Below are 21,273 nucleotides of genomic sequence, written 5' to 3' on the forward strand. Positions count from 1 at the left end.
CACGTGCGCGCGGCGCAAGACCGCAGAACAAAGGGATACTTGGAGGCGCCCAGGGCGATGTAAAGGACCGCTGTGCGGTGTCGGGGGTCAATGACCCCGATGCACCGTACGACCACTCCTCAGAGCGGTCCGCAGCGCCGGGTCGTCGAGCACCCGTACGCCGCCGACGGCCAGCGCCGTCAGCGGATCGGCCACCTCGACGCGGGTCAGCAGCGACTGCCCGGCGGGGGAGGCCCAGCGGGTGTACGGATGGACCTCGATCCGGGCGACGACCAGGCAGCCCCCGGTCAGCACCAGCGGCAGCACGAACCACGCCAGGTCCGTGCCCCCGGGCCCCAGGCCCGCCGGCAGCAGCGCGCTCGCCAGGGCGAGCGCGGCCGTCAGCAGGGCCGCGCCGCGCACCGCGCGCACGCCCCGGGCCACCGAGCCGCGGGCGGCGTCGGGCACCGCGAGGCCCGCGGCGACCAGCCGGTCGGCCAGCAGGCGCACGGCGTCGGCGGCGGCCGTCGCGGAGCGCACGGCGGCTATCTCCGACTGGCCGCCGGGGCCGATGGCCCCGATCACCGAGCGCTCCAGGTCGTCGGTGCCCTCCGGGTCGACGACGGTGGCCCAGCCGGTGTGCGCGAGCAGCAGGCGGCGGCCCCGGTGCATGGTGACCAGCGCCAGGTCGGTGACCCGCAGCGGGCCGCCGGAGAGGAACGCGGCCTCGTAGCGGCTCAGTTCGCCCGGGGCGTGGAGGTCGTGCGTCCCGTGGGTCCGGTCGGCCCCGGCCGGGCGGGCCGGGTCCCCGGCGGCCGGCTGGGCGGCCTCGGCCGCGGCCAGGCACAGCCGCGCGCAGCTGACACCGGCCACCGCGCAGGAGACCAGCAGGAAGAGGATCCACACCATGCGCGGTGTTGTACGTGACACGGCACGGGGCGCGCCAGGGGATTTCCAGGATGTGGGACGGGCCCGGGCCGCCGGGGCCTCACGGCGTCCGGCTCGTCGGCGGCGGGCTGGTCACGGGCGTGTCGACGGGGGCCGGGCCGGTGGGACCCGGGCCGCCCGTGTCCGGGGCGATCGGGGCAGGGCCGGTCGGGTCCGGGCCGCCCGGGTCCTGGCCGGTGGGGGACGTCTCGTCCGGGGCGACCGGGGCGGCCGGGCGCGGTGTGGCGCCGGGCACGGGCGGCGGCGGGCCGCTCGGTGACGCGGTGGCGCTGTCCGCCGCGATCGCGTCGAAATCGACCAGGCCGGTGGCCTCCAGGACGTGGATGTGGTCGAGCACGGTGGTGTTGGCGTCGTCGGCGAGCTCGCGCACCAGCGTGTTGCGGGTGCTGTTGCGGACCTGCGCGACCAGCGCGAACACCTTGCCGTGCGCCGCGCGCAGCAGGTTGGCGAACTTGCGCTGGTAGTCGAGGCCGCTCGCGGCCGTCAGCTCCCGCAGCCAGCCCTGCTGCTGGGCGTTGGGCTGGTCGGGCAGCTCCATCCCCAGCCGCGCCGCCACCTCGCGCACCCGCGCGTCCAGGTACGCGTGCCCCTCCACCAGGTGCTCGCCCGCCACCGAGACCGCCCGGGTCGGCGCCCTGCCGATCGCCTGCTGGCCGGCCGGGACCTCCCAGAGGCCGGCCAGCCTGACCCGTACGACGAAGTCCCGGTCGGTGGCGGACAGCGGCCCCCACTCGGTCGGCACCGACCCGGCGGCCGGCTGGGCCCGCGGGGTCCCGGAGCGGTCGGCGTACGACCACAGGGGGAAGAGGACGGCGGCGATCGTGGCCACCAGGGCGACGGCTATCAGCCCGGATCCGGTGGCCCTGGCGGGCGTGGTGACGAAGCGCATGGGGTGCCTCCTGCGTGCGGCCCCGCACGCTAGCCCGCGGGGAGGCGCTCGCGCGGGCCGTTCCGCGAAGTGCCAGGAAGGCCCCTGTGGGCGTGGTCACGTTGGCCCCGAGCGCCCCTCGACCCACCGGTGGTGTTGGTACGTTGACGGGTTGCCCGGGGCCGGATGGCCCGGCGGCGGCCGACCTCCGCTCAGCCGCTGGAGCCCCCGCAGCTGGAGCTGGAACTCCCGCAGCTCGAACTCGAACTCCCGCAACTGGAACCGGAGCTGGAGCCGCCGCAACCGGACCCGCCGCAGCTGCTTCCGCCGCTACCACCACAACCACCGCTGCCGGAGGAGCAGTTCGACCCGCCGCCGCCCCCGCAGCCGGAGCCGCCCGGAGTGGACGAGGCGCACCAGGTCGCCGAGGCGTTGCAGGCGATCGGGGCGCCCGACGAGGACGACGACGTGGCCGCCGCCAGCGACGAGCGGCGGGCATCGCGGGTCACCAGCTGCGCGGCCGCCTGGAGTTGGGCCCGCAGCACCGGGTCGGGCAGGGCCCGCAGGCCGAACAGCGCCACGAGGTGCGCCGGATCGTGCGGCGCGGCCGGGTTCGGGACGGCGGTCGGGGCGCCGTGCACGCGCACGTACCCCTCGCGGTACTCCAGGACGGCGGCGCGCCCGGACGCCGAGATCCGCTTCCCGCCCGCCGCGGTGCACGCACCGGCGACCAGGAAGCCGACGAACAGGCCGGGGATCACCTTCAGCACGAACGGCACCGGGATGTCGTCCGCGGTGGCGTCCGCCAGGTCCACCACCGTCAGCACGACCGACACCACGGCCACCAGGACGTGGCACAGCAGCACGGTCGCACCGCGCCGCCGCAGCCGCCGCCCCACCGCGGGCGGGACCAGCAGCCCGCGCGCCGCGAGCCCGTCGCCGACCTCCTGCACCGCGGGGCCGCGCATCACCGCGAGCCGCAGGTGGTGCAGGGCCCCGCTCGGCGCGGCCGCGTGCTCGGCCAGCACGGCCCGCTCCACCGGCTCGCGGGCCGCGGCGCCCGGCCGGACCGACACGATGCCGGGGCCGCCGATCACCAGGCGGCCGTCGGAGTGCAGGGCGGCCAGTGCGGCGTCCACGACCCGGGCGGGCCCGCCCGTCAGGAAGGCGGCCTCCGCCACGTCGTGCACCCGGGCGCCCGGGCCCCGGCGCCGGGCCCGGCTCACCCCGGTGATCAGGAAGGCCGAGGTGGCCACGGCGTACGCGTACACGAGCAGCGCGAGCGTGTTCACGGCCGTCCACCCCCGCCCAGCGCGTCACGGGCGGCCCACACCAGGCGCCGGGCCCGGCCCGGCGGCCTCGCCCCGGCCCGCTCCTGCCACCAGCGGGTCAGCAGCCGCCGCGCCCGCGGGTCCGCGGGCCGCCCGGCGACCAGCAGGTGCTCGGCGAAGTCCAGGGCGTCGCGCCGGTAGCCGTCCCGCATCGGACGGGACCTGGCGTACGAGGAGAACGCGGACCGGTACGCGTCGCCGAGGATCTCCGGCAGCTCCGGCGCCACCTTGGCCACGACCCCGGCGCGCTTGGCGACCAGGGCGCGGGCCTGCACCCCCAGGCGCCGGGTGTCGAAGCCGCCGGGGGCGGGGGTGCCCGCGACCAGCGCGGACAACAGCGAGGTCTGCGCGAGCGCCAGCCGCTGCCGCGCGGCGGCGGTGTCGGCGGGGGTAGGGGAAGGGGCCGGGGCGAGGGCGGACGGCGCGGCGGCGGTGGGCATGGGCGCGCCCGACGCCCGGGCACCCGCGCCGACGAGGACGGGCGCGGTGTCGCGGACGCCGGACGACAGGCCGCCGCTGACGGGCGCGATGCCGTGGGTACGGCGTACGGCGTCATGGGTGACCGGTGACGTGTCACGCGTGCGGCGTGCCGCGTCAAGGGTGACCGGTGACATGTCACGCGTACGACGTGCCGCGTCACCGGTCACACGCCCCCGGCCGCCGTCGATCACGACTCCTCCGCCGTCCCCCAGCCGGGCGGTCTCGCGGATCACCCGCAGTTCGGACTCCAGCTCCGCGGCGGGCGGGAAGTCGTCGTCGCGCTCCAGGAGCACCCCCGGCGGGCACACCCGTGAGCGCAGCTCGGCGAGCACCCGCAGGACCGCGGGCGGCACCGGGTGCGCGTGCGTGTCGTGCCAGACGCCGTCCCGCTCGACACCGCCCGCCACGTGCACGTACGCGATCGCCTCCACCGGCAGCTCGGCCAGCGCCCGGGCCGGGTCCTCCCCCCGGTTGACGTGGTTGGTGTGCAGGTTCGCCACGTCGATCAGCAGCCGTACGCCGGTCCGCTCGACCAGCTCCGCCAGGAACTGGCCCTCCGTCAGCTGCTCGCCGGGCCAGTTGACCAGCGCGGCGATGTTCTCCAGGGCCAGCGGCACGGGCAGCGCGTCCTGGGCGATGCGCACGTTCTCGCACAGCACGTCCAGCGCGTCCCAGGTGCGCGGCACCGGCAGCAGGTGGCCCGCTTCGAGCCGCGGCGACGCGGTGAGCGGCCCCCCGCCCCGTACGAACGCGATGTGCTCGGTCACCAGCGGCGTCCCCAGCAGCTCCGCCTTCGCCGCGAGCTGCGCGAGCCGGTCCGCGTCGGGCCGGTCCGCGCCGCCCAGGCCGAGCGAGACGCCGTGCGGCACCACGGTCACGCCGCGCTCGCGCAGCGCGGCCAGCGGTGCGGGCAGGTGGTCGGCGCAGAGGTTCTCCGCGACCACCTCGACCCAGTCCAGGCCGGGCAGCGACGCCACGGCGTCCGCGATCTCCGGCCGCCAGCCGATCCCCACCCCGAGTCCGTGCGTGAGCTTCCCCATGTCCCCCTCCTCCGCGCCCCGATGTCAGGCGGTGCAGGGGTTGTCGCCCCGTCGCGAGGCGATGAACCCAGGGAGGGGGACGTTCAGAGGTTCATTTGAGGTTCCGCCGACCTCGCCGGGCCGATCGACGCGGTCCTACGGGCGCTCGGTGTGGATCGCCCCCGGCATCCCCGGCATCCCGGGCATGCCCGAGGTCCCTGACGTCTCCTGGTCGCCGGGGAGCGGTTCGGTGGAGGGCCGCGAGGTGAAGGACAGGTCGGACCGCGTCGGCTCGGCCGGGGTCGGGGACGCCGGGGCGCCGGGACCGGGCGGCGGGGGACCGGTGGGGCTCGCGGTGGCCGCGCCGGCGGCCTCGTTGGCGAGCGCGTCGAAGTCGACCAGGCCGGTCGCCTCCAGCATCGTGATGTGGTCGAGCACGGTCTGGTTGGCGTCGCTGGCGAGCTGGCGGATCAGGGTGTTGCGGGTGGTGTGGCGGACCTGGGCGATCGCGCCGAACACCTTGCCGTGCGCGTTGCGCAGCAGGTTGGCGAACTTGACCTCGTAGTCCCGTCCGCTCGCCGCCGTCAACTCCCGCAGCCAGCCCTGCTGTTGCTCATTGGGCTGGTTGGGCAGCTCCACCCCGAGCTTCGCCGCGGTCTCCCGGGCGCGCCGGTCGAGGTCGGTGTGGCCGACGACCAGGTGGTCGCCGGCCGCCTTGATCGCCTCGCTGGGCGCCCGCTCCAGGGCCTGCTGCCCGGCCGGCAGCTCCCAGAGCCCGGCCAGGCGCACCTTGACCAGCAGGTCGCGGTCGGCGGCCGAGAGCGGACCCCAGCGGGTGGGCACGGTGGAGGCGGCGAGGTTCGCCTGCCCGGTCCCGGACCGGTCGGCGTAGGACCACACCGGGAACGCGAGCGCCCCCACGGTGGCCAGCAGGGCCACCACGACGAGGACCGTACCGTTGACACGCCGCAACAAAACGCCTCCCGCGAACTCACGAACTCCCGCCCACCGCACGCGCCGTGCGTACCGGACAGTACGGCTCGCGGGGCGCCGGTGTTCAGAGTTGCCGGAGTCCGTGGAAGAGGCGTCGGCGGAGGGGCCGGCGGAGGGGTCGGCGTACCGGGACTACGCGGAGGGCCCTTCGCCGCCCACGTACTGCGACACCACCGTGCACGACCCGGGGGCGATCTCCGTGAAGCCCGCGTCCCTGACCACCGGCAGGCCGCTCGTCGTGAGCGAGGACCACTGGTCGCGGGCGGCCGTGCGCACCTCCAGCGGGAAGCCCGCCTCCCGCCACGCCTTGCGGGCGTCGTCCGGCAGCTCCCACCACAGCAGCTGCGCCCCGTGGCCGACCTGCGCCATCTCCTTGCCGGTGGACATCCGGAGATCCGGGTTCAGCCACAGCACGGCCTGCGCCGGAACGGGCGCCTCCGCGGGGCCGGTCTCCTCGGCGGGGCCGGGCGCCTGTGCCTCCGCGAGACCTGCCTCCCGCGCCTCCGCCGGGCCGGTCTCCCGCGCCTGGTCCGCCGGGCCTGCCGAGTCCTCCGGGCGCTCCGACTCCTCCGGCTCCTCCGGGTCGGTCAGCTCCGTGCCCGAGACCTGGAGCTTGGCCAGCTCCTTGGGCCAGCCGTCCAGCGGGACCGGAGGGAACACCCGCACCTGTGCGGTGTCACCGGTCACGGTGATACCGGGCAGCTCGGCGGCCCGCCGCCACTCCCCGCCCCTGGCCCGGCGCACCACCTTGCGGATCCGGGCGTCCTGCCAGTCCCGTACCGCCTCCGCCCACTCGCCCTCGCCCAGCGCACGGTCGTCGGACAGCATCACCAGGACCGCGCGCGCCGCCGTCCGCAGGGCGTCGGTGCGGGCGGGCGGTTCGGCCTTCTCGATGCGCACGACCAGCGGCAGGACGTACTGCGGGGCCTCGTCGCGCGCGGTGCGCTCGGTGCGGAACGGGCTGCCCGAGCCCTCGGGTGCGGTGTCGTTGCTGCTCACCCGGCCAGTCTGCCACCGCGGCCGCGCCGCCCCGGACCGGGCCCGCGCTCCCAGTGCCGGTCCCGTCGCCGTCCTTGGCAGAAGGACCCGTTCCGGGCGACGATGCCCCGCATGAAGAGCGATCTCTTTTCCACCGAACACCTCGCACAGCAGGCCACCGTCCCCGGGATGTCCCTGCAGAACGCCAAGTCGGTCAAGTACGCCGTGAACGGGGAGATGCACGCACGGCAGGGCGCCATGATCGCCTTCCGCGGCAACCTCCAGTTCGAGCGCAAGGGCCAGGGCATCGGCGGCATGCTCAAGCGCGCCGTCACCGGCGAGGGCCTGCCGCTGATGGCCGTGCGCGGCCAGGGCGAGGCGTGGTTCGCGCACGAGGCGCAGAACTGCTTCATCGTCGACATCGAGCAGGGCGACGCCCTCACCATCAACGGCCGCAACGTGCTCTGCTTCGACGCGACCCTCTCGTACGAGATAAAGACGGTGAAGGGCGCCGGGATGACCGGCGGCGGCCTCTTCAACAGCGTCTTCACGGGGTACGGCAAGCTCGCCGTGGTCTGCGAGGGCAACCCGATCGTCATCCCCGTCGCCCCGCAGTCCCCGGTCTTCGTCGACACCGACGCCGTCGTCGGCTGGAGCGCCCAGCTGCACACCTCCCTGCACCGCTCGCAGTCCGTCGGCTCGATGATCCGCGGCGGCTCCGGCGAGGCCGTGCAACTCAAGCTGGAGGGCGAGGGGTTCGTGATCGTACGGCCCAGCGAGCTCACTCCGCAGAAGGCCTCGGCCAACTGAGGCTGCACGGCGTCGGCCGCCGCTACGCCACCGGCGGGCCCTGGGTGCTGCGCGGCGTCGGCCTCACCGTGGAGCCCGGCACCCTGGTGCGCGTCGAGGGGCCCAACGGCGGTGGGAAGTCCACCCTGTTGAGGCTGCTCGCCGGTGTCGACGCGCCCACCGAGGGCCGGATCACCGGACGGCCGCGCACGGCGTACGTGCCCGAGCGGTTCCCCGCCGCCCTGCCCTTCACCGCCACCGGTTACCTGGTCCACCTCGGCCGGATCCACGGGCTGCGGCGGGGCGAGGCGGCGGCCCGGGCGGGGCGCTGGCTGGAGCGGTTCGGCGCGGCGGCCCACGCCCGCACCCCGCTCGCCGAACTGTCCAAGGGAAGCAGCCAGAAGATCGCCGTCGTCCAGGCCCTGCTCGCCGAGCCCGGGCTCCTGGTCCTGGACGAGGCCTGGACGGGCCTCGACGGTGCGGCCCGCGCGGAACTGGACCGGGCCGTGCGCGAGCGGGTCGCGGCGGGCGGCGCCGTCGTCTTCGTCGACCACGACCCGCGGCGCCTCGCCGGGGCGGCGGACCGGGTGCACGCGGTCGCGGACGGCCGGGTGGCGGCCCGGCGGGGAGCGGAGCCGGAGCCCCGGGTGCGGATCACGGCCTCGGGCGGGCGGCTGCCGCTGCCCGGGGACCTGCCGGGCGCGCCCTCGTACACCAGGGACGCCCGGGGGCAGCTGCTCCTCACGGTCGGCGCCCAGCACTCCGACGCGGTCCTGCGCGCCCTGCTCGCCGCCGAACCGCCGTGGAGCATCCGCCGCCTGGACACCGGGACGACCGCGCCCGGGCCCACCACCTCCGCTTCTGACTCCGTCGCGCCCGGGAGCGAGCGGTGACCGCGCTGCTCCGCTACCACCTGGCCCTGCTGCTGCGCTCGCAGCGCTGGCTGCCCCCGGCGCTGCTCTACACCGCCGCCGTGGCGGTCGGCGTGCAGGCGGGTGATCCGGTGCTCGGTTCGCTGGGCTTCGCGGTGGCGGGCCTGGTGCCCGCGACGGTGTGGCTCGTACGGATCTGCCTGGACCAGGAGCCGCCCGCCGCCCGCGCCGTCGTCGCCGCCGCTTCGGGGCGGTCCCGCGCCCATGTGGCCGCGGTGCTCGGTGCCGTGTGCTGCATGACATTGCTCGGTGCCATGGCAGTGTGCGCGGTCACCTGGCTCGGCGCGCCGGTGGACGACCACCGCGAGATCGCCGTCGCCCGGGTCCCGGCCGCGCTCGCCGGACTGCTCGCCGCGCTCGTCTGCGTCCTGGTCGGCGCCGCCGTCGGCACCCTGTGCGCCCGCCCCCTGGTACGGGCCCGCGGCTGGTCCGTCGCGACCGCGCTCGCGGGCGCCGTCCTCGCCCTGGTGGTGCCCGGCTCACCGGCCGGGGCCGCGGTCACGGACCTGGTCACCGGTTCGCGCGCGGGGACGGTCCCGCTGTCCTTGCTGCCCCTGGCCGGGGCCGTGGCCCTCGCGGCGGGGGCCCTTGCGGTGGCCTGCCGGGTGGGGGAGCGGCGCGGTGAGTAGGCTCGGCGGCATGGACGGAACGGAGCGGCGCGACGACGCGGACCGGGCGGGCGACGAGGACGGCTCGTACTGCGGTACGGGTCCGGGCGCACCGGCCGCCACCGGCGACGGGTCCGCCACCGGCCCCCGGGCGGAGTGCGTGCTGTGCCGGGAGCCGACCGAGTACCCGGAGTCGACCAGGGGGATCACGCTCTGCCCGGTCTGCGAGTGGCAGGAGGCCCAGCGCTCGGCCTGCTCGGGCTGAACGCCAGGCCCCGGGCCTTTCGTCGGCCTCAGGCCGGGTCAGGGAGTGCCCCCCTGGCTCAGTCCAGGCCGTCCGCCATCAGCTCGGACACCTTCACGAAGCGGTAACCGCGCGCCCGCAGCTGCGGGACCACCTTCTCGATCGCCTGCTCGGTCACCGGCGCGGCGCTGCGGGTGCAGTGCATCACCACCAGCGACCCCGGTTTCACGCCCGCGAGCACCTGCTCGGCGACCGCGTCCGGGTCCTTGGCGAACGCGTCGCCGCTCACCACGTCCCACTGCACCGCCGTGACCTTCGCGGGAGCCAGCGACTTCAGCGCCGCGTCGTCGTAACAGCCGCCGGGGAAGCGGAAGTACGGGACGACGTTGCGCGCGCCCGCCTTGCGGAAGGCGTCGAAGGCTCGGCGCACGTCCGCCGCCTGGTCCCGCTTCCGGATGACCGGCAGGCCGTAGCAGTCGGGCTTGAAGGAGTAGTGGCTGTAGGAGTGGTTGGCGATCTCGAAGTTGGGGTCGTTGCCGATCGCCTTGGCCTGGGCCGGGTACTCCTCGGCCCAGCGGCCGGTCATGAACACCGTCGAGGGCACCTTGAGCCGGCGCAGCGTGCCGATCAGCGACGGGTTGTCGAAGTGCTCGCCGCGCGCGGCCCGGGGGCCCTGGTCGGCGGTCATGTCGGCGTCGAAGGTCAGCGCCACTACCCGGGCCGCGGACTTGGGGCCGCGGGCGAAGACCGGGGTCAGGCCGCCGGGGCCGGGCGCCAGGGTGGGCGGGCGCCGGGTGGACGGGCCGGGGGAGGCGCCGGGCGCGGACGGCGTGGCGTCGGGGTGCCCGGCCGCCCTGGACGGTCCTGGCGCGTGCGCCGCCCCTTCGCGGGACGTGTCGGAGCCGCCCCCGCCGCAGCCGACGAGGACGGTGCCCAGAATCGCGAGCGCCGTCAGCTTTCGTACAGAAATGGTCACCCACGGAAAGTAGCCGATCACCGGCCCGGGTCCGTGCTCCGACCCCGCCCGCGCGGCAGGCGGGGCCGGACGCGGTCCCTCGGCGGACCGCGGCGCCCGCCGTCACACGGGCGCTCTCACGCGGTCCCCGTCACGCGGCGGCGACCAGCTTCATGTAGCGGGTCCAGTCCCACAGCGGACCGGGGTCGGTGTGGGTGGCGCCGGGCACCTCGCTGTGCCCGATGACGTGGGCGCGGGTGCGCGGGATCCCGTACCGGTCGCACACCGCGGCCGTCAGCAGGGCCGACTGACGGTACATCACATCGGTGAACCACTCGGGCTCGTCGACCCAGCCCTCGTGCTCGATGCCGATGCTCCGGGTGTTGTACGTCCAGTTGCCCGCGTGCCAGGCGATGTCCTTCTCGCGCACGAACTGGCCCACGTAGCCGTCGCCGGACGCCACCATGTAGTGCGAGGACACCTGGCGGGCCGGGTCCTGGAAGATCCGCATCGCGTCCTGGAACGTCTCCTGGGTGACGTGGATGACGACGTACTGGACCGGATGGGCGGCCGGGCGGTCGGAGACCGTGTAGTTGGACGTGGAGGCCGGGATCCAGTGGGTGGGCGGATAGTCCGCCGCCTGCGCCCGCCCGGTGGCGAGCGCCCCGAGGGCGGCGGTCGCGGCGCCCGCGGCGGCGCCGCGCAGCAGTCGGCGGCGCGAGGGTCTGGCGAGGTCCATGGGCACTCCCCGGGGTGCGGCGGGACCGACGTTCCTATCGCGCGCATGACAAGCCGTGCGGGACGAGCCGCGCGTGACGGGTCGTGCGAGACGGGTCGTGCATGACGAGTGCGGCGACGGGGCGGGCGTCGGCGGTGACGCGGCCCATGATGGGGGCGGCGCCACGGCCTTGCCAAGGTGCCGCGAGACATGCCAGAGGTGGGGCCAATGGCGGTGCCGGGGGGCGGGGAGAACCGCAGGTGGACGCGGTGCGGCCGGAGGCCCTGGCGGGACCTCCGGCCGCGCGGCGGACGTCGGGGCGGGGGAGTGCGGGCCGCGGGGCTCAGCCCTCGGAGAGCAGCCGGCGCCGGGACTCCTCGACGTCGAAGTCCGCCTTGGGGTACTGCGGGTCCATCGCCTCCAGGTGTTCGAGCAGCAGCTTGCTGATCGCCCAGTTGCGGTACCACTTGCGGTCCGAGGGGACCAGGTACCAGGGCGCGGCGTCCGTGGAGCAGCGCTCCAGCGCGATCTCGTACGCCTCCTGGTACGCGGGCCACAGGGCCCGCTCCTCGATGTCGCCCGGGTTGAACTTCCAGTGCTTGTCCGGGTTGTCGAGGCGTTCGAGGAGCCGGCGCCGCTGCTGCTCGTACGAGATGTGCAGGAAGACCTTGACCACGGTGACGCCGTCGTCGGCGAGGGACTTCTCGAAGCGGTTGATCTGGCCGTAGCGGCGGCCGAGCTGGGCGCGCGGGACCAGCTCGCGGACCCGGGCGATCAGCACGTCCTCGTAGTGCGAGCGGTCGAAGATGCCGATCTCGCCCGGGCGCGGCAGCTCCCGCATGATCCGCCACAGGAACGGGTGGTTCTGCTCCTCCGGCGTGGGCGCCTTGAAGGCCTTGATGCGGCAGCCGGAGGGGTTGAAGAGGCCGATCACGTGCTTGACCGTGCCGCCCTTGCCGCTGGTGTCCATGCCCTGCAGGACCAGCAGCAGGCGGCGGCGGTCGCCCGAGGTGCTGCCCGCGTACAGGCGCTCCTGGAGGTCGGCGAGGCGTTCGCCCATCCGGGCGGTGTCGGCGAGTGCGGCGGCCTTGTCGGAGGGCCCGGCCGGGGTGGCGTCGGCGGGGAAGGCGGACAGGTCGACGCGCTCGCCCTCGGGCACGCGCAGGACGTCGCGCAGCGGGCCGCCGGGCTTGGCCCCGCGCTTGCTCCCGGGCTCGGACCCGTGCTTGCCGCCGGTCTGGGCCTTGGCGCCGCCCTTGGCCTTGGCGGCTTCCTTGGCCTTCTCCGTGGCCTTGGCCGTGGACTTGTCCTTTGCCTTGCCCTTGGACGTGCTCCCGCCCCCGGACGCGGCCTTGTGCGCACCCTTGTCGTGCTTGGCCTTGTCGTCCTTCTTGGCCTTGGCCCCGCCCTTGCCGCCCTTGTCCTTCTTCGCCACCGCGCACCCCTTCCGGTCCGGTCCGTGGCACGATCCTGCGCCGGATCGGCCCGGCCCGCACCTCATCGGCGGCCGGGCCCGGACCGTCCGCGACGGCCCGGGCCCCGCCCCGCCCGGCGCTCAGGGCGCGGGCGCGCTCACTGCCAGGGGCCGGTGACCGCGAACGTCGTCCCCGGCGTGTAGCAGTTCACGTACATCGTGTCCCCGTCCGGCGAGAACGTGATCCCGGCGAACTCGCCCCACTCGGGCTCCTGCGGCGTCCCGATGTCCTGCGCGCCGCGCGCCATCGCGTACACCTCGCCCCGGGTGGTCAGGCCGAAGACGTGCTGCGCCCCGAGGCCGTCCTCGCACACCATCAGCCCGCCGCTCGGCGCCAGGCAGATGTTGTCCGGCGACTCGCCGGGCAGCCGCACGTCCGTGCTCGGGCCGAAGACGATCACCAGGGTCAGCCGTCGCCGGTGCGGCTCGTACTTCCACACCTGGCCGAAGTGGTCCGCCCCCGAGCCGTCGGCCAGGCGCGCGAAGCTGGACACGAAGTACACCGCGCCGCCGCCCCAGTAGCAGCCCTCCAGCTTCTGCGCGTGCGTGATCCCCTTGCGGCCGAAGTCCTGCTGGCGGATGGGCGTCTGACGGGCCATCGGGTCCGGCACCGGTACCCACTCGACGCCCTCGAAGACCGTCCCGGCCTCCTGCACCACCGACAGGTCCGGCACCCCCGGCACCCGCATGGCCTCCAGCTTCCCGCCCGCGCGCAGCGAACCCCGGCCGCACAGCGGCTTCTCGGGCAGGAAGCGGTAGAAGAGCCCGAACGGCCTGACGAAGGCGTCCTCCGTCTCGTACACCACCCCGCTGTGCGGGTCCACGGCGATCGCCTCGTGCGGGAAGCGGCCCATCGCGGTCAGCGGTACGGCGCCGGTGCGGTGCGGGTCGGCCGGGTCGACCTCGAAGATGAAGCCGTGGTCCTTCTCGTAGCCGTTGGTGCCCGCGGTGTCCTCGGTCTCCTCGCAGGTGAGCCAGGTGTGCCAAGGGGTGGGCCCGCCCGCGCAGTTGACGGCCGTACCGGCGACGCCGACGCGTTCGGAGAGCACCCGGTTGCGGGCGTCGAGTTCGAGGACCGTGCAGCCGCCCTTGGCGCCCGGGTCGTAGGTGAGCCCGGCGGTGTGCGGCACCGCGATCGCGGCGGTCACCCGGTTCTCGTGGTTGCGCACCAGACGGGTGCGGCCCCGCGGGCCGGGGAAGGCCCCCATGCCGTCGTGGTTGCTCGGCACCCGCCCCTCGCCGGAGCGCAGGGCGTCGCCCTCCCGGGAGAGCACGCGGTACGAGAATCCCCTCGGCAGGTCGAGCAGTCCGGCCGGGTCGGGCACCAGGGGCCCGTAGCCGGCCCGGCCGCGCGCGGCGGCCGCGGTACCGGCGAAGAGTTCGCTGAAGGCCCCCGCGAAGGCGATGCCGGCGACGGACGCGCCGGTGCGGGCCAGTAGTTGACGTCGTGTTGCGGACATGGTGAGGCAACTCCCTGTTGGCGGACAGGAGGACGTGATGTGCGGTGGAGACTCACGTCCCGTGAAACGTGACGTGGCCCGCATGATGTATCACGTGCGACACCCTGCGGGGAACGGGTTTACACGAGTAACTTCCCGAGGGGCGGGCCGCCCCTCGTGCCCGCCACCGCAGCACGAGGCGCCCCGCGACGCAAGAGGGCCCGTCCCGCGCGACGCGGAACGGGCCCCGGGAGCAGGGAGGTTCAGAGCAGCTCGGCCGTCAGCGTGATCGTCGTGCCCGACAGTGCCACGCTCACCGGGCAGTTCTTCTTCGCGTCCTCGGCCGCCGCGGCGAAGCCCTCCGCGTCCAGCCCCGGCACCTCGCCGCGCACGCTCAGGTGGATCCCGGTGATGCCCTCGCCCGGCTGGAAGGTGACGTCCGCCTTGGTCTCCAGGCGGGTGGGCGGCGTGCCCGCGCCCGCCAGGCCGTGCGAGAGCGCCATCGAGTAGCAGCTGGAGTGGGCCGCGGCGATCAGCTCCTCCGGGCTTGTCTTCCCGTTGGCCTGCTCGGCGCGCGAGGGCCAGGAGACCTGCTGGGAGCCGATGCCGGAGGAGTCGAACGAGACGGTCCCCGCGCCCTTGAGGAGGTCGCCCTCCCAGACGGTGTGGGCGGTACGGGTGGTGGCCATGGAGGTTCCCTTCCGAGTGGGTCCGACGTGCCGTCGGCTCGGCTCTCCAACCTACTGCGCCACCAGCCCCTTCGCGTCCCGGGCCAGGGCGGTCAGCCGGGAGATGGCCCGGAAGTACTTCTTGCGGTACCCGCCGTTCAGCATCTCGTCGCTGAACAGCTCGTCGAAGGGCAGCCCCGAGGCCAGCACCGGCACCTCGCGGTCGTACAGCCGGTCGGCGAGCACCACCAGGCGCAGCGCCGTGGACTGGTCCGGCACCGCCCGCACGTCGGTCAGGCAGACCGCCGCGAGGCCGTCGGTCAGCGCCCCGTACCGGCTGGGGTGCACGCGCGCGAGGTGGTCGAGGAGCGCCGGGAAGTCGTCCAGGGACGCCCCGGGCGTCGCGTACGCGGCCTTGGTGACCTGCTCGTCGGAGAACGGCGGCGGGGCCTCGGGCAGCCCCCGGTGCCGGTAGTCCTGGCCGTCGATGCGCAGCGCGCGGAAGTGCGCCGACAGGCCCTGGATCTCGCGCAGGAAGTCGGCGGCGGCGAACCGGCCCTCGCCGAGCTTGCCCGGCAGCGTGTTGGAGGTCGCGGCCAGCGCCACGCCCGCCTCGACCAGCTTGCCCAGCAGCGTGGAGACCAGGACGGTGTCGCCCGGGTCGTCCAGCTCGAACTCGTCGATGCACAGCAGCCGGTGCCCGCTGAGCGTGCGGACCGTCTGCTGGAAGCCCAGCGCGCCGACCAGGTTGGTCAGCTCCACGAAGGTGCCGAACGCCTTGAGCGCGGGCTCGGCCGGGGTGGCGTGCCACAGCGAGGCCAGCAGGTGGGTCTTGCCGACGCCGTACCCGCCGTCCAGGTAGACGCCGCGCGGCCCGCTGGGCGCGGCCTGCTTCCTGGCGAACCAGCGGCGCTTGCCGCCGCCCGCCGCGTGGGCGCCGCCCAGGCCGGCCGCGAAGGCGCCCAGGACCTGGACCGCCTCGGCCTGGCTGGGCTGGGAGGGATCGGGGACGTACGTCTCGAAGCGTACGGAGTCGAAGCGGGGCGGCGGCACCATCTCCGCGACCAGACGGTCTGCGGGGACGTGCGGCTCGCGGGCGCACAGGGACTGCGGGACCGCTTCGGTTATGGCACTGGTCGACACAGTCCCCAACTTTAAGCGCCGTGCCAGACTGCTCGGCATGCGAAGCCTGTTCCCTGTGACCGACCAGACAGCCGCGGCGACCGACGGGGAGTGGTCCCTGGGGGACCTGGCCGACCGGTACGCGTACCCCCGGGAGGGTGCCTGGCTGCGGGCGAACATGGTGTCCAGCCTGGACGGGGCGGCCCAGCACGAGGGCCGTTCGCAGCCGATCTCCTCCGACACGGACATGCGGATCTTCGGCACCCTCAGGGGGCTCGCGGACGTCGTCGTGGTCGGTGCGGAAACGGTACGCCTGGAGGGTTACCGCCCGGCACGCGCGCGTGACGCCTTCGCCGCGCGCCGGGCCGCCGCGGGCCAGGGCCCGGCCCCCGCGATCGCCGTGGTGACCGCCTCGCTGGACCTGGACTTCACGCTGCCGCTGTTCACCGAGCCGCTGGTGCCGACCCTGGTGGTCACCGGGGCGGCGGCGCCGCGGGAGCGGGTGCGGGCCGCCGAGAAGGCGGGCGCCCTGGTGGTCGTCGCCGGGGACGGGGCGGGCGCGGAGCCGGCCCGGGTGCGGGCGGAGCTGGCCGGGCGGGGCCTGGCGCGGCAGCTGACGGAGGGCGGCCCGCGGCTGCTCGGCCAGTTCGTCGCTGCCGGGGCGCTGGACGAGCTGTGCCTGACCGTCTCGCCGACGCTGACGGCCGGGGACGCGCAGCGGATCGCGGGCGGTCCTTCGCTCGCGGTTCCGGAGAGGTTCGCCCTCGCTTCGGTCCTGGAGGAGGACGGGTTCCTTTTCACCCGCTACCGTCGGATCTGACAATCGGCGGAATTAACCGTTCCGCTTAGCTCCCGCTGGGCACACTTACTCTCGCAGACCCCGTGGTGGCACGGGGAAGGATGGTTTCCTCAGAAGGGCTCCGAACGTGTTCACAAGCGTATTGATGATCGAGAAGCCCCTCACGTCCACCGACGTGGAGTTCGTCACCACCCTGCACGGCGACGAGCGCGTCTCCTTCATCGTGCTGATGCAGCCCCGCGGCGATCAGGCCGACCTGCTGCTGCGCGCGATCGACGACGTCGCCATGGGCGAGATCGGGGAAGCCGTACGGGAGGGCGAGGAGCCCGAGGGCCAGGACGCCAAGGCGCCCGCCGAGTCGGCCCTCGAACACTCCCTGGAGGCCCTGCGCGCGGCCGGCTGCGAGGCCGTCGGCCAGGTCGTGGAGGAGCACCCGCTGGACAAGCTCAAGGCCGTCGTGGACGAGGCGGAGGCCGACGAGGTGATCGTGCTGACCGCCCCGCACTACGTCGAGGAGTTCTTCCACCGCGACTGGGCCTCCCGGGCGCGCCACAAGGTCGGCGTCCCGGTGCTCAAGCTCTTCGCGCACAGCGAATAGGCTGGGGGCCCGCTCGCACGTCGCACCACTGGGAGAGACACGTATGGCACCCGGCATCCCCACCGCCATGGAACGGCCGCACTTCATCGGCATCGGCGGCGCCGGAATGTCGGGGATCGCCAAGATCCTCGCCCAGCGCGGCGCCCGGGTCGCGGGCAGCGACGCGCGCGACTCCGAGACCGCGGCCGCCCTGCGGGCCCTCGGCGTGACCGTCCACATCGGCCACGCCGCCGGCCACCTGGCGGACGACGCCAGCTGCGTCGTCGTCTCCAGCGCCATCCGCCCCGACAACCCGGAGCTGGCCCGCGCCACCGAGCTCGGCGTCCCGGTCGTCCACCGCTCCGACGCGCTGGCCTCCCTGATGGACGGCCTGTGCGCGATCGCGGTGGCCGGCACCCACGGCAAGACCACCACCACGTCGATGCTGGCCGTCGCCCTCACCGAGCTGGGCCTCGACCCCTCGTACGCGATCGGCGGCGACCTGGCGGGCCCCGGCACCAACGCCCGGCACGGCGAGGGCGAGGTCTTCGTCGCCGAGGCCGACGAGAGCGACCGCAGCTTCCAGAAGTACGACCCCGAGGTCGCCATCGTCCTCAACGTCGAGCTCGACCACCACGCCAACTACGCCTCCATGGACGAGATCTACGAGTCCTTCGAGGCGTTCGCGGCCAAGATCCGCCCCGGCGGCACCCTGGTCGTCGGCGAGCACTCCGGCGCCCGCGAGCTGGCCCGCCGCGTCGCGGGGGCCAAGGAGCTGGACGTCGTCACCGTCGGCGAGTCCGCCGGCTCCGACGTCCGCCTCACCCGCATCACCCCGCGCGGCATGACCAGCGAGGTCGCCGTCCTCATGGACGGCACCGAGCACGTCTTCACCGTCTCCGTGCCCGGCCGCCACTACGCCCACAACGCCGCCGCCGCGCTCGCCGCCGGCGCCCGCGCGGGCGTCGACCCGGCCGCCCTGGCCCCCGCCCTGACCGCCTACACCGGCGTCGGCCGCCGCCTCCAGCTCAAGGGCGAGGCCGCGGGCGTGCAGGTCATCGACTCGTACGCGCACCACCCCACCGAGATGACCGCCGACCTGGAGGCCATGCGCGGCGCCGCGGGGGACGCCCGCCGGCTGCTCGTCGTCTTCCAGCCGCACCTGTTCTCGCGCACCCAGGAGCTCGGCAAGGAGATGGGCGACGCGCTCGCCCTCGCCGACGCCTCCGTGGTGCTCGACATCTACCCGGCGCGCGAGGACCCGATCCCGGGCGTCACCAGCGAGGTCATCGTCGACGCGGCCCGCGCGGCGGGCGCCGTCGTCACGCCCGTGCACGACAAGGACACCGTCCCGGACGTGATCGCGGGAATGGCGCGCCCCGGCGACCTGGTTCTCACCATGGGGGCGGGCGACGTCACCGACCTCGGGCCGAGGATCCTGGCCCGGCTCGGCGGCTGACGGGCGCCGCGCCCGTGTCCCTGCCCGGTCAGACGAGGAGTGAGTGATGGCGTACGACATCGAGAAGCCGGACGAGCAGTGGCGCGCGGAACTCTCGCCGGAGGAGTACCACGTGCTGCGCGAGGCGGGCACCGAGCGCCCGTTCACCGGTGAGTACACGGACACCAGGACCAAGGGCGTGTACGCCTGCCGGGCCTGTGGCGCAGAGCTGTTCACCTCGAACGAGAAGTTCGAGTCGCACTGCGGCTGGCCGTCCTTCTTCGACCCGAAGGACAGCGACGCGGTCGAGCTGATCGAGGACCGCGCCCACGGCATGGTCCGCACCGAGGTCCGCTGCTCGCGCTGCGGCTCACACCTGGGCCACGTCTTCGCGGGCGAGGGCTACCCGACGCCCACGGACCAGCGGTACTGCATCAACTCGGTGTCGCTGAAGCTGGCGGCGGACGAGGGCTGAGGGGGCGGGGCCCCGCGGGCGGTCACGTCCCGGGGCGGTCGCGCCTCTGGAGTGGTCGCGTCTCCGGGGCGGTCGCACCCCGCTCCCGCGTCCCGGGAGGCGCCTCCCGCCTCAGGCGTCGGCGGGCTGCAGCAGGTCCCAGCGGTTGCCGTACAGGTCCTCGAAGACCGCGACCGAGCCGTACGGCTCGTGGCGCGGCTCCTCCAGGAAGCGCACTCCCGCCGCGAGCATGCGCGCGTGGTCGCCCGCGAAGTCCCCGGTGTGCAGGAAGAAGCCGACCCGGCCGCCGGTCTGCGCGCCGACGCTGGCCAGCTGCCGCTCGTCCTTGGCGCGCGCCAGGAGCAGGGCGCCCGCGCCGGGGGCCGCGCCGCGCGGTCGCACCACGACCCAGCGGGAGCCGTCGTCGCGCGCGGTGTCCTCGACCAGCTCGAAGCCGAGGGCGCCGGTGTAGAAGGCGATGGCCTCGTCGTAGTCACGGACGACGAGGGTGACCAGGGCGATGTACGACATGGGGCCGAGGTTATACGTATGACCAGGGCCCGGCAATTCCACCGCCCGCCCGTCGGCCGCCGGCGGGAGTGGCCCCGCGGCCCCGGTGGAACAATGCCCGCCATGGACCCCGAGCAGCTCGCCGGCCTCACCGCCCGCGCCCGCCGCCTGGCCACCGCGGACGGGCCCCCGGCCCGCCGCCTCCTGGGCCTGGCCGGGCCGCCCGGAGCGGGCAAGTCCACGCTCGCCGCCCACCTGGTCCACCGGCTCGACGGCCTCGCCGTGCTCGTCCCCATGGACGGCTTCCACCTCGCCCGGGCGGAACTCCTCCGGCTCGGGCGCGCCGACCGCAAGGGCGCCCCCGACACCTTCGACGCCGCCGGGTACGCCGCCCTGCTGCGCCGCCTGCGCGCCCCCGAGCCGGGCACCGTCGTCTACGCGCCCGCCTTCGACCGCGCCCTGGAGGAGCCGGTCGCCGGGAGCGTCCCCGTCCCTCCGGACGTCCCGCTCGTGGTCACCGAGGGGAACTACCTGCTGCACGACGACGGCCCCTGGGCGCCCGTGCGCGCCCTGCTCGACGAGATCTGGTACCTCGACCTCGACGACCGGGTCAGGGTCCCGCGCCTGGTCGAACGGCACGTCCGCTTCGGAAAGGACCGCGCGCACGCGCAGGCCTGGGTCGAGCGCTCCGACGAGGCCAACGCCCGCCTCGTCGCCCGCGGCCGGGAGCGGGCCGACCTGGTCGTCCCCGGGTAGCGCCACCGCCGCGCGGCGCCCGGTGGCCGCGGGGCCACCGGTGCGGGGGCGCGGGGGAGATCGGTACGCTCGGTGCGTACGGCCCGTGGCAGTGACGACGGAAGGCGGCGGACGTGGGGTTGTTCCGACGAGGGCCGAAGCGCGACGGCGCCGACGTGCCGCGCGACGCCGAATTCGGGTTCTTCTCCGAGGGCGAGGGCAGCCGGTTCCGCGCCCAGGTGCGGGAGGCGTTCGCCGAGTACGGCCTGGAAGTCACCGTCTACGCGGACATGGTCGCCGACAGCTCCGGGCGCCAGTTCGGCCTCGGCAACCTCGCGGCCGTCCTGCACAACGACGACCGCGGCCCGCGCGTGTGGCCCGAACTGGTCCGCCAGCACGTCGGCATGGTCCTGCGCACCATGGACGCGCCCTCCGCCCTCGACACCCTCCCGCCCGAGCAGATCCGGGCCCAGCTCTACCCCCGCGTCATCGGCGGCGAGGGCCTCAACCCGCAGACCTTCGGCTACGCGCGCGCGGTCGCCCCCGGGCTGTACGAGATCCTCGCCCTCGACCTGCCCGAGAGCGTCATGATGCTCACCGACGAGGCGCTCGAACCCCTCGGCGACCTCGGCGAGCTGCGCGAGCGCGCCCTGCACAACCTCCGGGCGCTGCCCGTCGAGGGGCACGAGACCGTCAAGGACGCCGACGGCATGCGCTTCGAGGTGGTGCTCGGCGACTCCTTCTACACCGCCAGCCGCGTCCTCGCCCTGGACGAGCTGGTCCGCCGGATCACCGGGCAGGAGCTGCCGCCCGACGGCGCGCTGGTCGCCATGCCCTTCCGCCACCAGCTCGCCTTCCACGTCATCCGCGACACCGGGGTCATCCCGAGCCTCAACGCCATGGCGTCCTTCGCCGCCTCCGGGTTCACCGACACGCCCGGCGCCATCAGCCCGTACGTCTACTGGTGGCGCGGCGGCACCCTGACCCAGCTCAGCGACCGCGACGAGGACGGCGACGGACTGCGGATCGTGGTGGGCGACGACTTCCAGGAGCTGCTGGAGCGCCTGGTCGCCGAGGGCGGACGCGGCGACTGAGGCAGGCGGCAGGCGCCCGGTCGCGGGCGGCCGTCCGCACGGGGGAGGATCACGGGGGAGGATGCTGTACGTCGCCGTCGCCGTCGCCGAACGTCACGGACCCCGGCGTCACGGCGCCGTA

Annotated in this window: 23 protein-coding genes; 10 read left to right on the top strand and 13 right to left on the bottom strand. The window is 74.9% G+C overall.

Annotation, left to right across the window (positions count from 1 at the left end; all coding sequences use genetic code 11):
• Positions 1-87: 87 nt before the first annotated feature.
• From ABT160_RS30760 to ABT160_RS30785, 6 genes are all read right to left on the bottom strand, one after another.
• On the bottom strand, positions 88-888 hold the full coding sequence (locus ABT160_RS30760) for a TIGR04222 domain-containing membrane protein (protein WP_351651195.1): 801 nt from the start codon (positions 886-888) through the stop codon (positions 88-90).
• A 79-nt stretch (positions 889-967) separates the two neighbouring features.
• Positions 968-1,816 (bottom strand): DUF4142 domain-containing protein, encoded by an 849-nt coding sequence (locus ABT160_RS30765; protein WP_351651196.1) that lies wholly within the window; start codon positions 1,814-1,816, stop codon positions 968-970.
• Positions 1,817-2,007: 191 nt separating this feature from the next.
• Positions 2,008-3,087, bottom strand: a complete 1,080-nt coding sequence (locus ABT160_RS30770; RefSeq protein ID WP_351651197.1) for a TIGR04222 domain-containing membrane protein — start codon at positions 3,085-3,087, stop codon at positions 2,008-2,010.
• Positions 3,084-4,646 carry an MbnB/TglH/ChrH family RiPP precursor modification enzyme gene (locus ABT160_RS30775; RefSeq protein ID WP_351651198.1) on the bottom strand — a complete coding sequence of 521 codons (1,563 nt, stop codon included), beginning with the start codon at positions 4,644-4,646 and terminating at the stop codon, positions 3,084-3,086. The genes ABT160_RS30770 and ABT160_RS30775 overlap by 4 nt, the downstream gene beginning before the upstream one ends.
• A 135-nt stretch (positions 4,647-4,781) precedes the next feature.
• Complete coding sequence (locus tag ABT160_RS30780) at positions 4,782-5,597, bottom strand: DUF4142 domain-containing protein (RefSeq protein WP_351651199.1); 816 nt, start codon at positions 5,595-5,597, stop codon at positions 4,782-4,784.
• A 153-nt stretch (positions 5,598-5,750) separates the two neighbouring features.
• Positions 5,751-6,617, bottom strand: a complete 867-nt coding sequence (locus ABT160_RS30785; protein WP_351651200.1) for a peptidyl-tRNA hydrolase — start codon at positions 6,615-6,617, stop codon at positions 5,751-5,753.
• Between the two features lie 111 nt (positions 6,618-6,728).
• Here ABT160_RS30785 and ABT160_RS30790 point away from each other — a divergent pair, with 111 nt between their 5' ends.
• Genes ABT160_RS30790 through ABT160_RS30805 form a run of 4 tightly spaced genes read left to right on the top strand, consistent with a single transcriptional unit; the run spans position 6,729 to position 9,190 of the window.
• Positions 6,729-7,406, top strand: coding sequence for an AIM24 family protein (locus tag ABT160_RS30790; RefSeq protein WP_351651201.1), 678 nt, complete (start codon positions 6,729-6,731; stop codon positions 7,404-7,406).
• On the top strand, positions 7,403-8,278 hold the full coding sequence (locus tag ABT160_RS30795) for an ATP-binding cassette domain-containing protein (RefSeq protein ID WP_351651236.1): 876 nt from the start codon (positions 7,403-7,405) through the stop codon (positions 8,276-8,278). Before ABT160_RS30790 ends, ABT160_RS30795 begins: the two co-directional genes overlap by 4 nt.
• Positions 8,275-8,946 (top strand): ABC transporter, encoded by a 672-nt coding sequence (locus ABT160_RS30800; protein WP_351651202.1) that lies wholly within the window; start codon positions 8,275-8,277, stop codon positions 8,944-8,946. Before ABT160_RS30795 ends, ABT160_RS30800 begins: the two co-directional genes overlap by 4 nt.
• Positions 8,947-8,956: 10 nt before the next feature.
• A complete protein-coding gene (locus tag ABT160_RS30805; RefSeq protein ID WP_351651203.1) occupies positions 8,957-9,190 on the top strand; it encodes a hypothetical protein in 234 nt (77 codons plus the stop codon).
• 58 nt (positions 9,191-9,248) lie between these two features.
• On the opposite strand, the gene ABT160_RS30810 is transcribed toward ABT160_RS30805, so the two are convergent.
• From ABT160_RS30810 to zapE, 6 genes are all read right to left on the bottom strand, one after another.
• A complete protein-coding gene (locus ABT160_RS30810; RefSeq protein WP_351651204.1) occupies positions 9,249-10,145 on the bottom strand; it encodes a polysaccharide deacetylase family protein in 897 nt (298 codons plus the stop codon).
• 130 nt (positions 10,146-10,275) lie between these two features.
• The gene (locus ABT160_RS30815; protein WP_351651205.1) at positions 10,276-10,863 is read right to left on the bottom strand and encodes an N-acetylmuramoyl-L-alanine amidase; all 588 of its coding nucleotides are present in this window, start codon (positions 10,861-10,863) and stop codon (positions 10,276-10,278) included.
• Positions 10,864-11,185: 322 nt separating this feature from the next.
• The gene (locus ABT160_RS30820; RefSeq protein ID WP_351651237.1) at positions 11,186-12,019 is read right to left on the bottom strand and encodes a PPK2 family polyphosphate kinase; all 834 of its coding nucleotides are present in this window, start codon (positions 12,017-12,019) and stop codon (positions 11,186-11,188) included.
• Positions 12,020-12,414: 395 nt separating this feature from the next.
• Complete coding sequence (locus tag ABT160_RS30825) at positions 12,415-13,776, bottom strand: alkaline phosphatase PhoX (protein ID WP_351651206.1); 1,362 nt, start codon at positions 13,774-13,776, stop codon at positions 12,415-12,417.
• Between the two features lie 242 nt (positions 13,777-14,018).
• Positions 14,019-14,444 carry an OsmC family protein gene (locus tag ABT160_RS30830; RefSeq protein WP_351651207.1) on the bottom strand — a complete coding sequence of 142 codons (426 nt, stop codon included), beginning with the start codon at positions 14,442-14,444 and terminating at the stop codon, positions 14,019-14,021.
• 51 nt (positions 14,445-14,495) lie between these two features.
• Positions 14,496-15,605 (bottom strand): cell division protein ZapE, encoded by a 1,110-nt coding sequence (gene zapE, locus ABT160_RS30835; RefSeq protein ID WP_351651208.1) that lies wholly within the window; start codon positions 15,603-15,605, stop codon positions 14,496-14,498.
• Here zapE and ABT160_RS30840 point away from each other — a divergent pair.
• The 4 genes from ABT160_RS30840 (at position 15,604) to msrB (ending at position 18,834) form a co-directional block, all read left to right on the top strand.
• A complete protein-coding gene (locus ABT160_RS30840) occupies positions 15,604-16,365 on the top strand; it encodes a pyrimidine reductase family protein (protein WP_351651209.1) in 762 nt (253 codons plus the stop codon). The two genes, zapE and ABT160_RS30840, sit on opposite strands and share 2 nt — an antisense overlap.
• A 106-nt stretch (positions 16,366-16,471) precedes the next feature.
• A complete protein-coding gene (locus ABT160_RS30845) occupies positions 16,472-16,942 on the top strand; it encodes an indole-3-glycerol phosphate synthase (RefSeq protein ID WP_351651210.1) in 471 nt (156 codons plus the stop codon).
• A gap of 43 nt (positions 16,943-16,985) precedes the next feature.
• Positions 16,986-18,380 carry a UDP-N-acetylmuramate--L-alanine ligase gene (murC, locus tag ABT160_RS30850; RefSeq protein WP_351651211.1) on the top strand — a complete coding sequence of 465 codons (1,395 nt, stop codon included), beginning with the start codon at positions 16,986-16,988 and terminating at the stop codon, positions 18,378-18,380.
• Between the two features lie 46 nt (positions 18,381-18,426).
• A complete protein-coding gene (gene msrB, locus ABT160_RS30855; protein ID WP_351651212.1) occupies positions 18,427-18,834 on the top strand; it encodes a peptide-methionine (R)-S-oxide reductase MsrB in 408 nt (135 codons plus the stop codon).
• A 111-nt stretch (positions 18,835-18,945) separates the two neighbouring features.
• Here msrB and ABT160_RS30860 read toward each other — a convergent pair whose 3' ends face one another.
• A complete protein-coding gene (locus ABT160_RS30860; protein ID WP_351651213.1) occupies positions 18,946-19,344 on the bottom strand; it encodes a VOC family protein in 399 nt (132 codons plus the stop codon).
• Between the two features lie 93 nt (positions 19,345-19,437).
• Here ABT160_RS30860 and ABT160_RS30865 point away from each other — a divergent pair, with 93 nt between their 5' ends.
• Both ABT160_RS30865 and ABT160_RS30870 read left to right on the top strand, forming a co-directional pair.
• Positions 19,438-20,079: a nucleoside/nucleotide kinase family protein gene (locus ABT160_RS30865; RefSeq protein WP_351651214.1), complete on the top strand. Its 642-nt coding sequence runs from the start codon at positions 19,438-19,440 to the stop codon at positions 20,077-20,079.
• 113 nt (positions 20,080-20,192) lie between these two features.
• Positions 20,193-21,152, top strand: coding sequence for a DUF1444 domain-containing protein (locus ABT160_RS30870; protein WP_351651215.1), 960 nt, complete (start codon positions 20,193-20,195; stop codon positions 21,150-21,152).
• Positions 21,153-21,273 lie beyond the last annotated feature (121 nt).

It is taken from the genome of Streptomyces sp. NPDC001941, from assembly GCF_040296945.1.
Classification (GTDB): domain Bacteria; phylum Actinomycetota; class Actinomycetes; order Streptomycetales; family Streptomycetaceae; genus Streptomyces.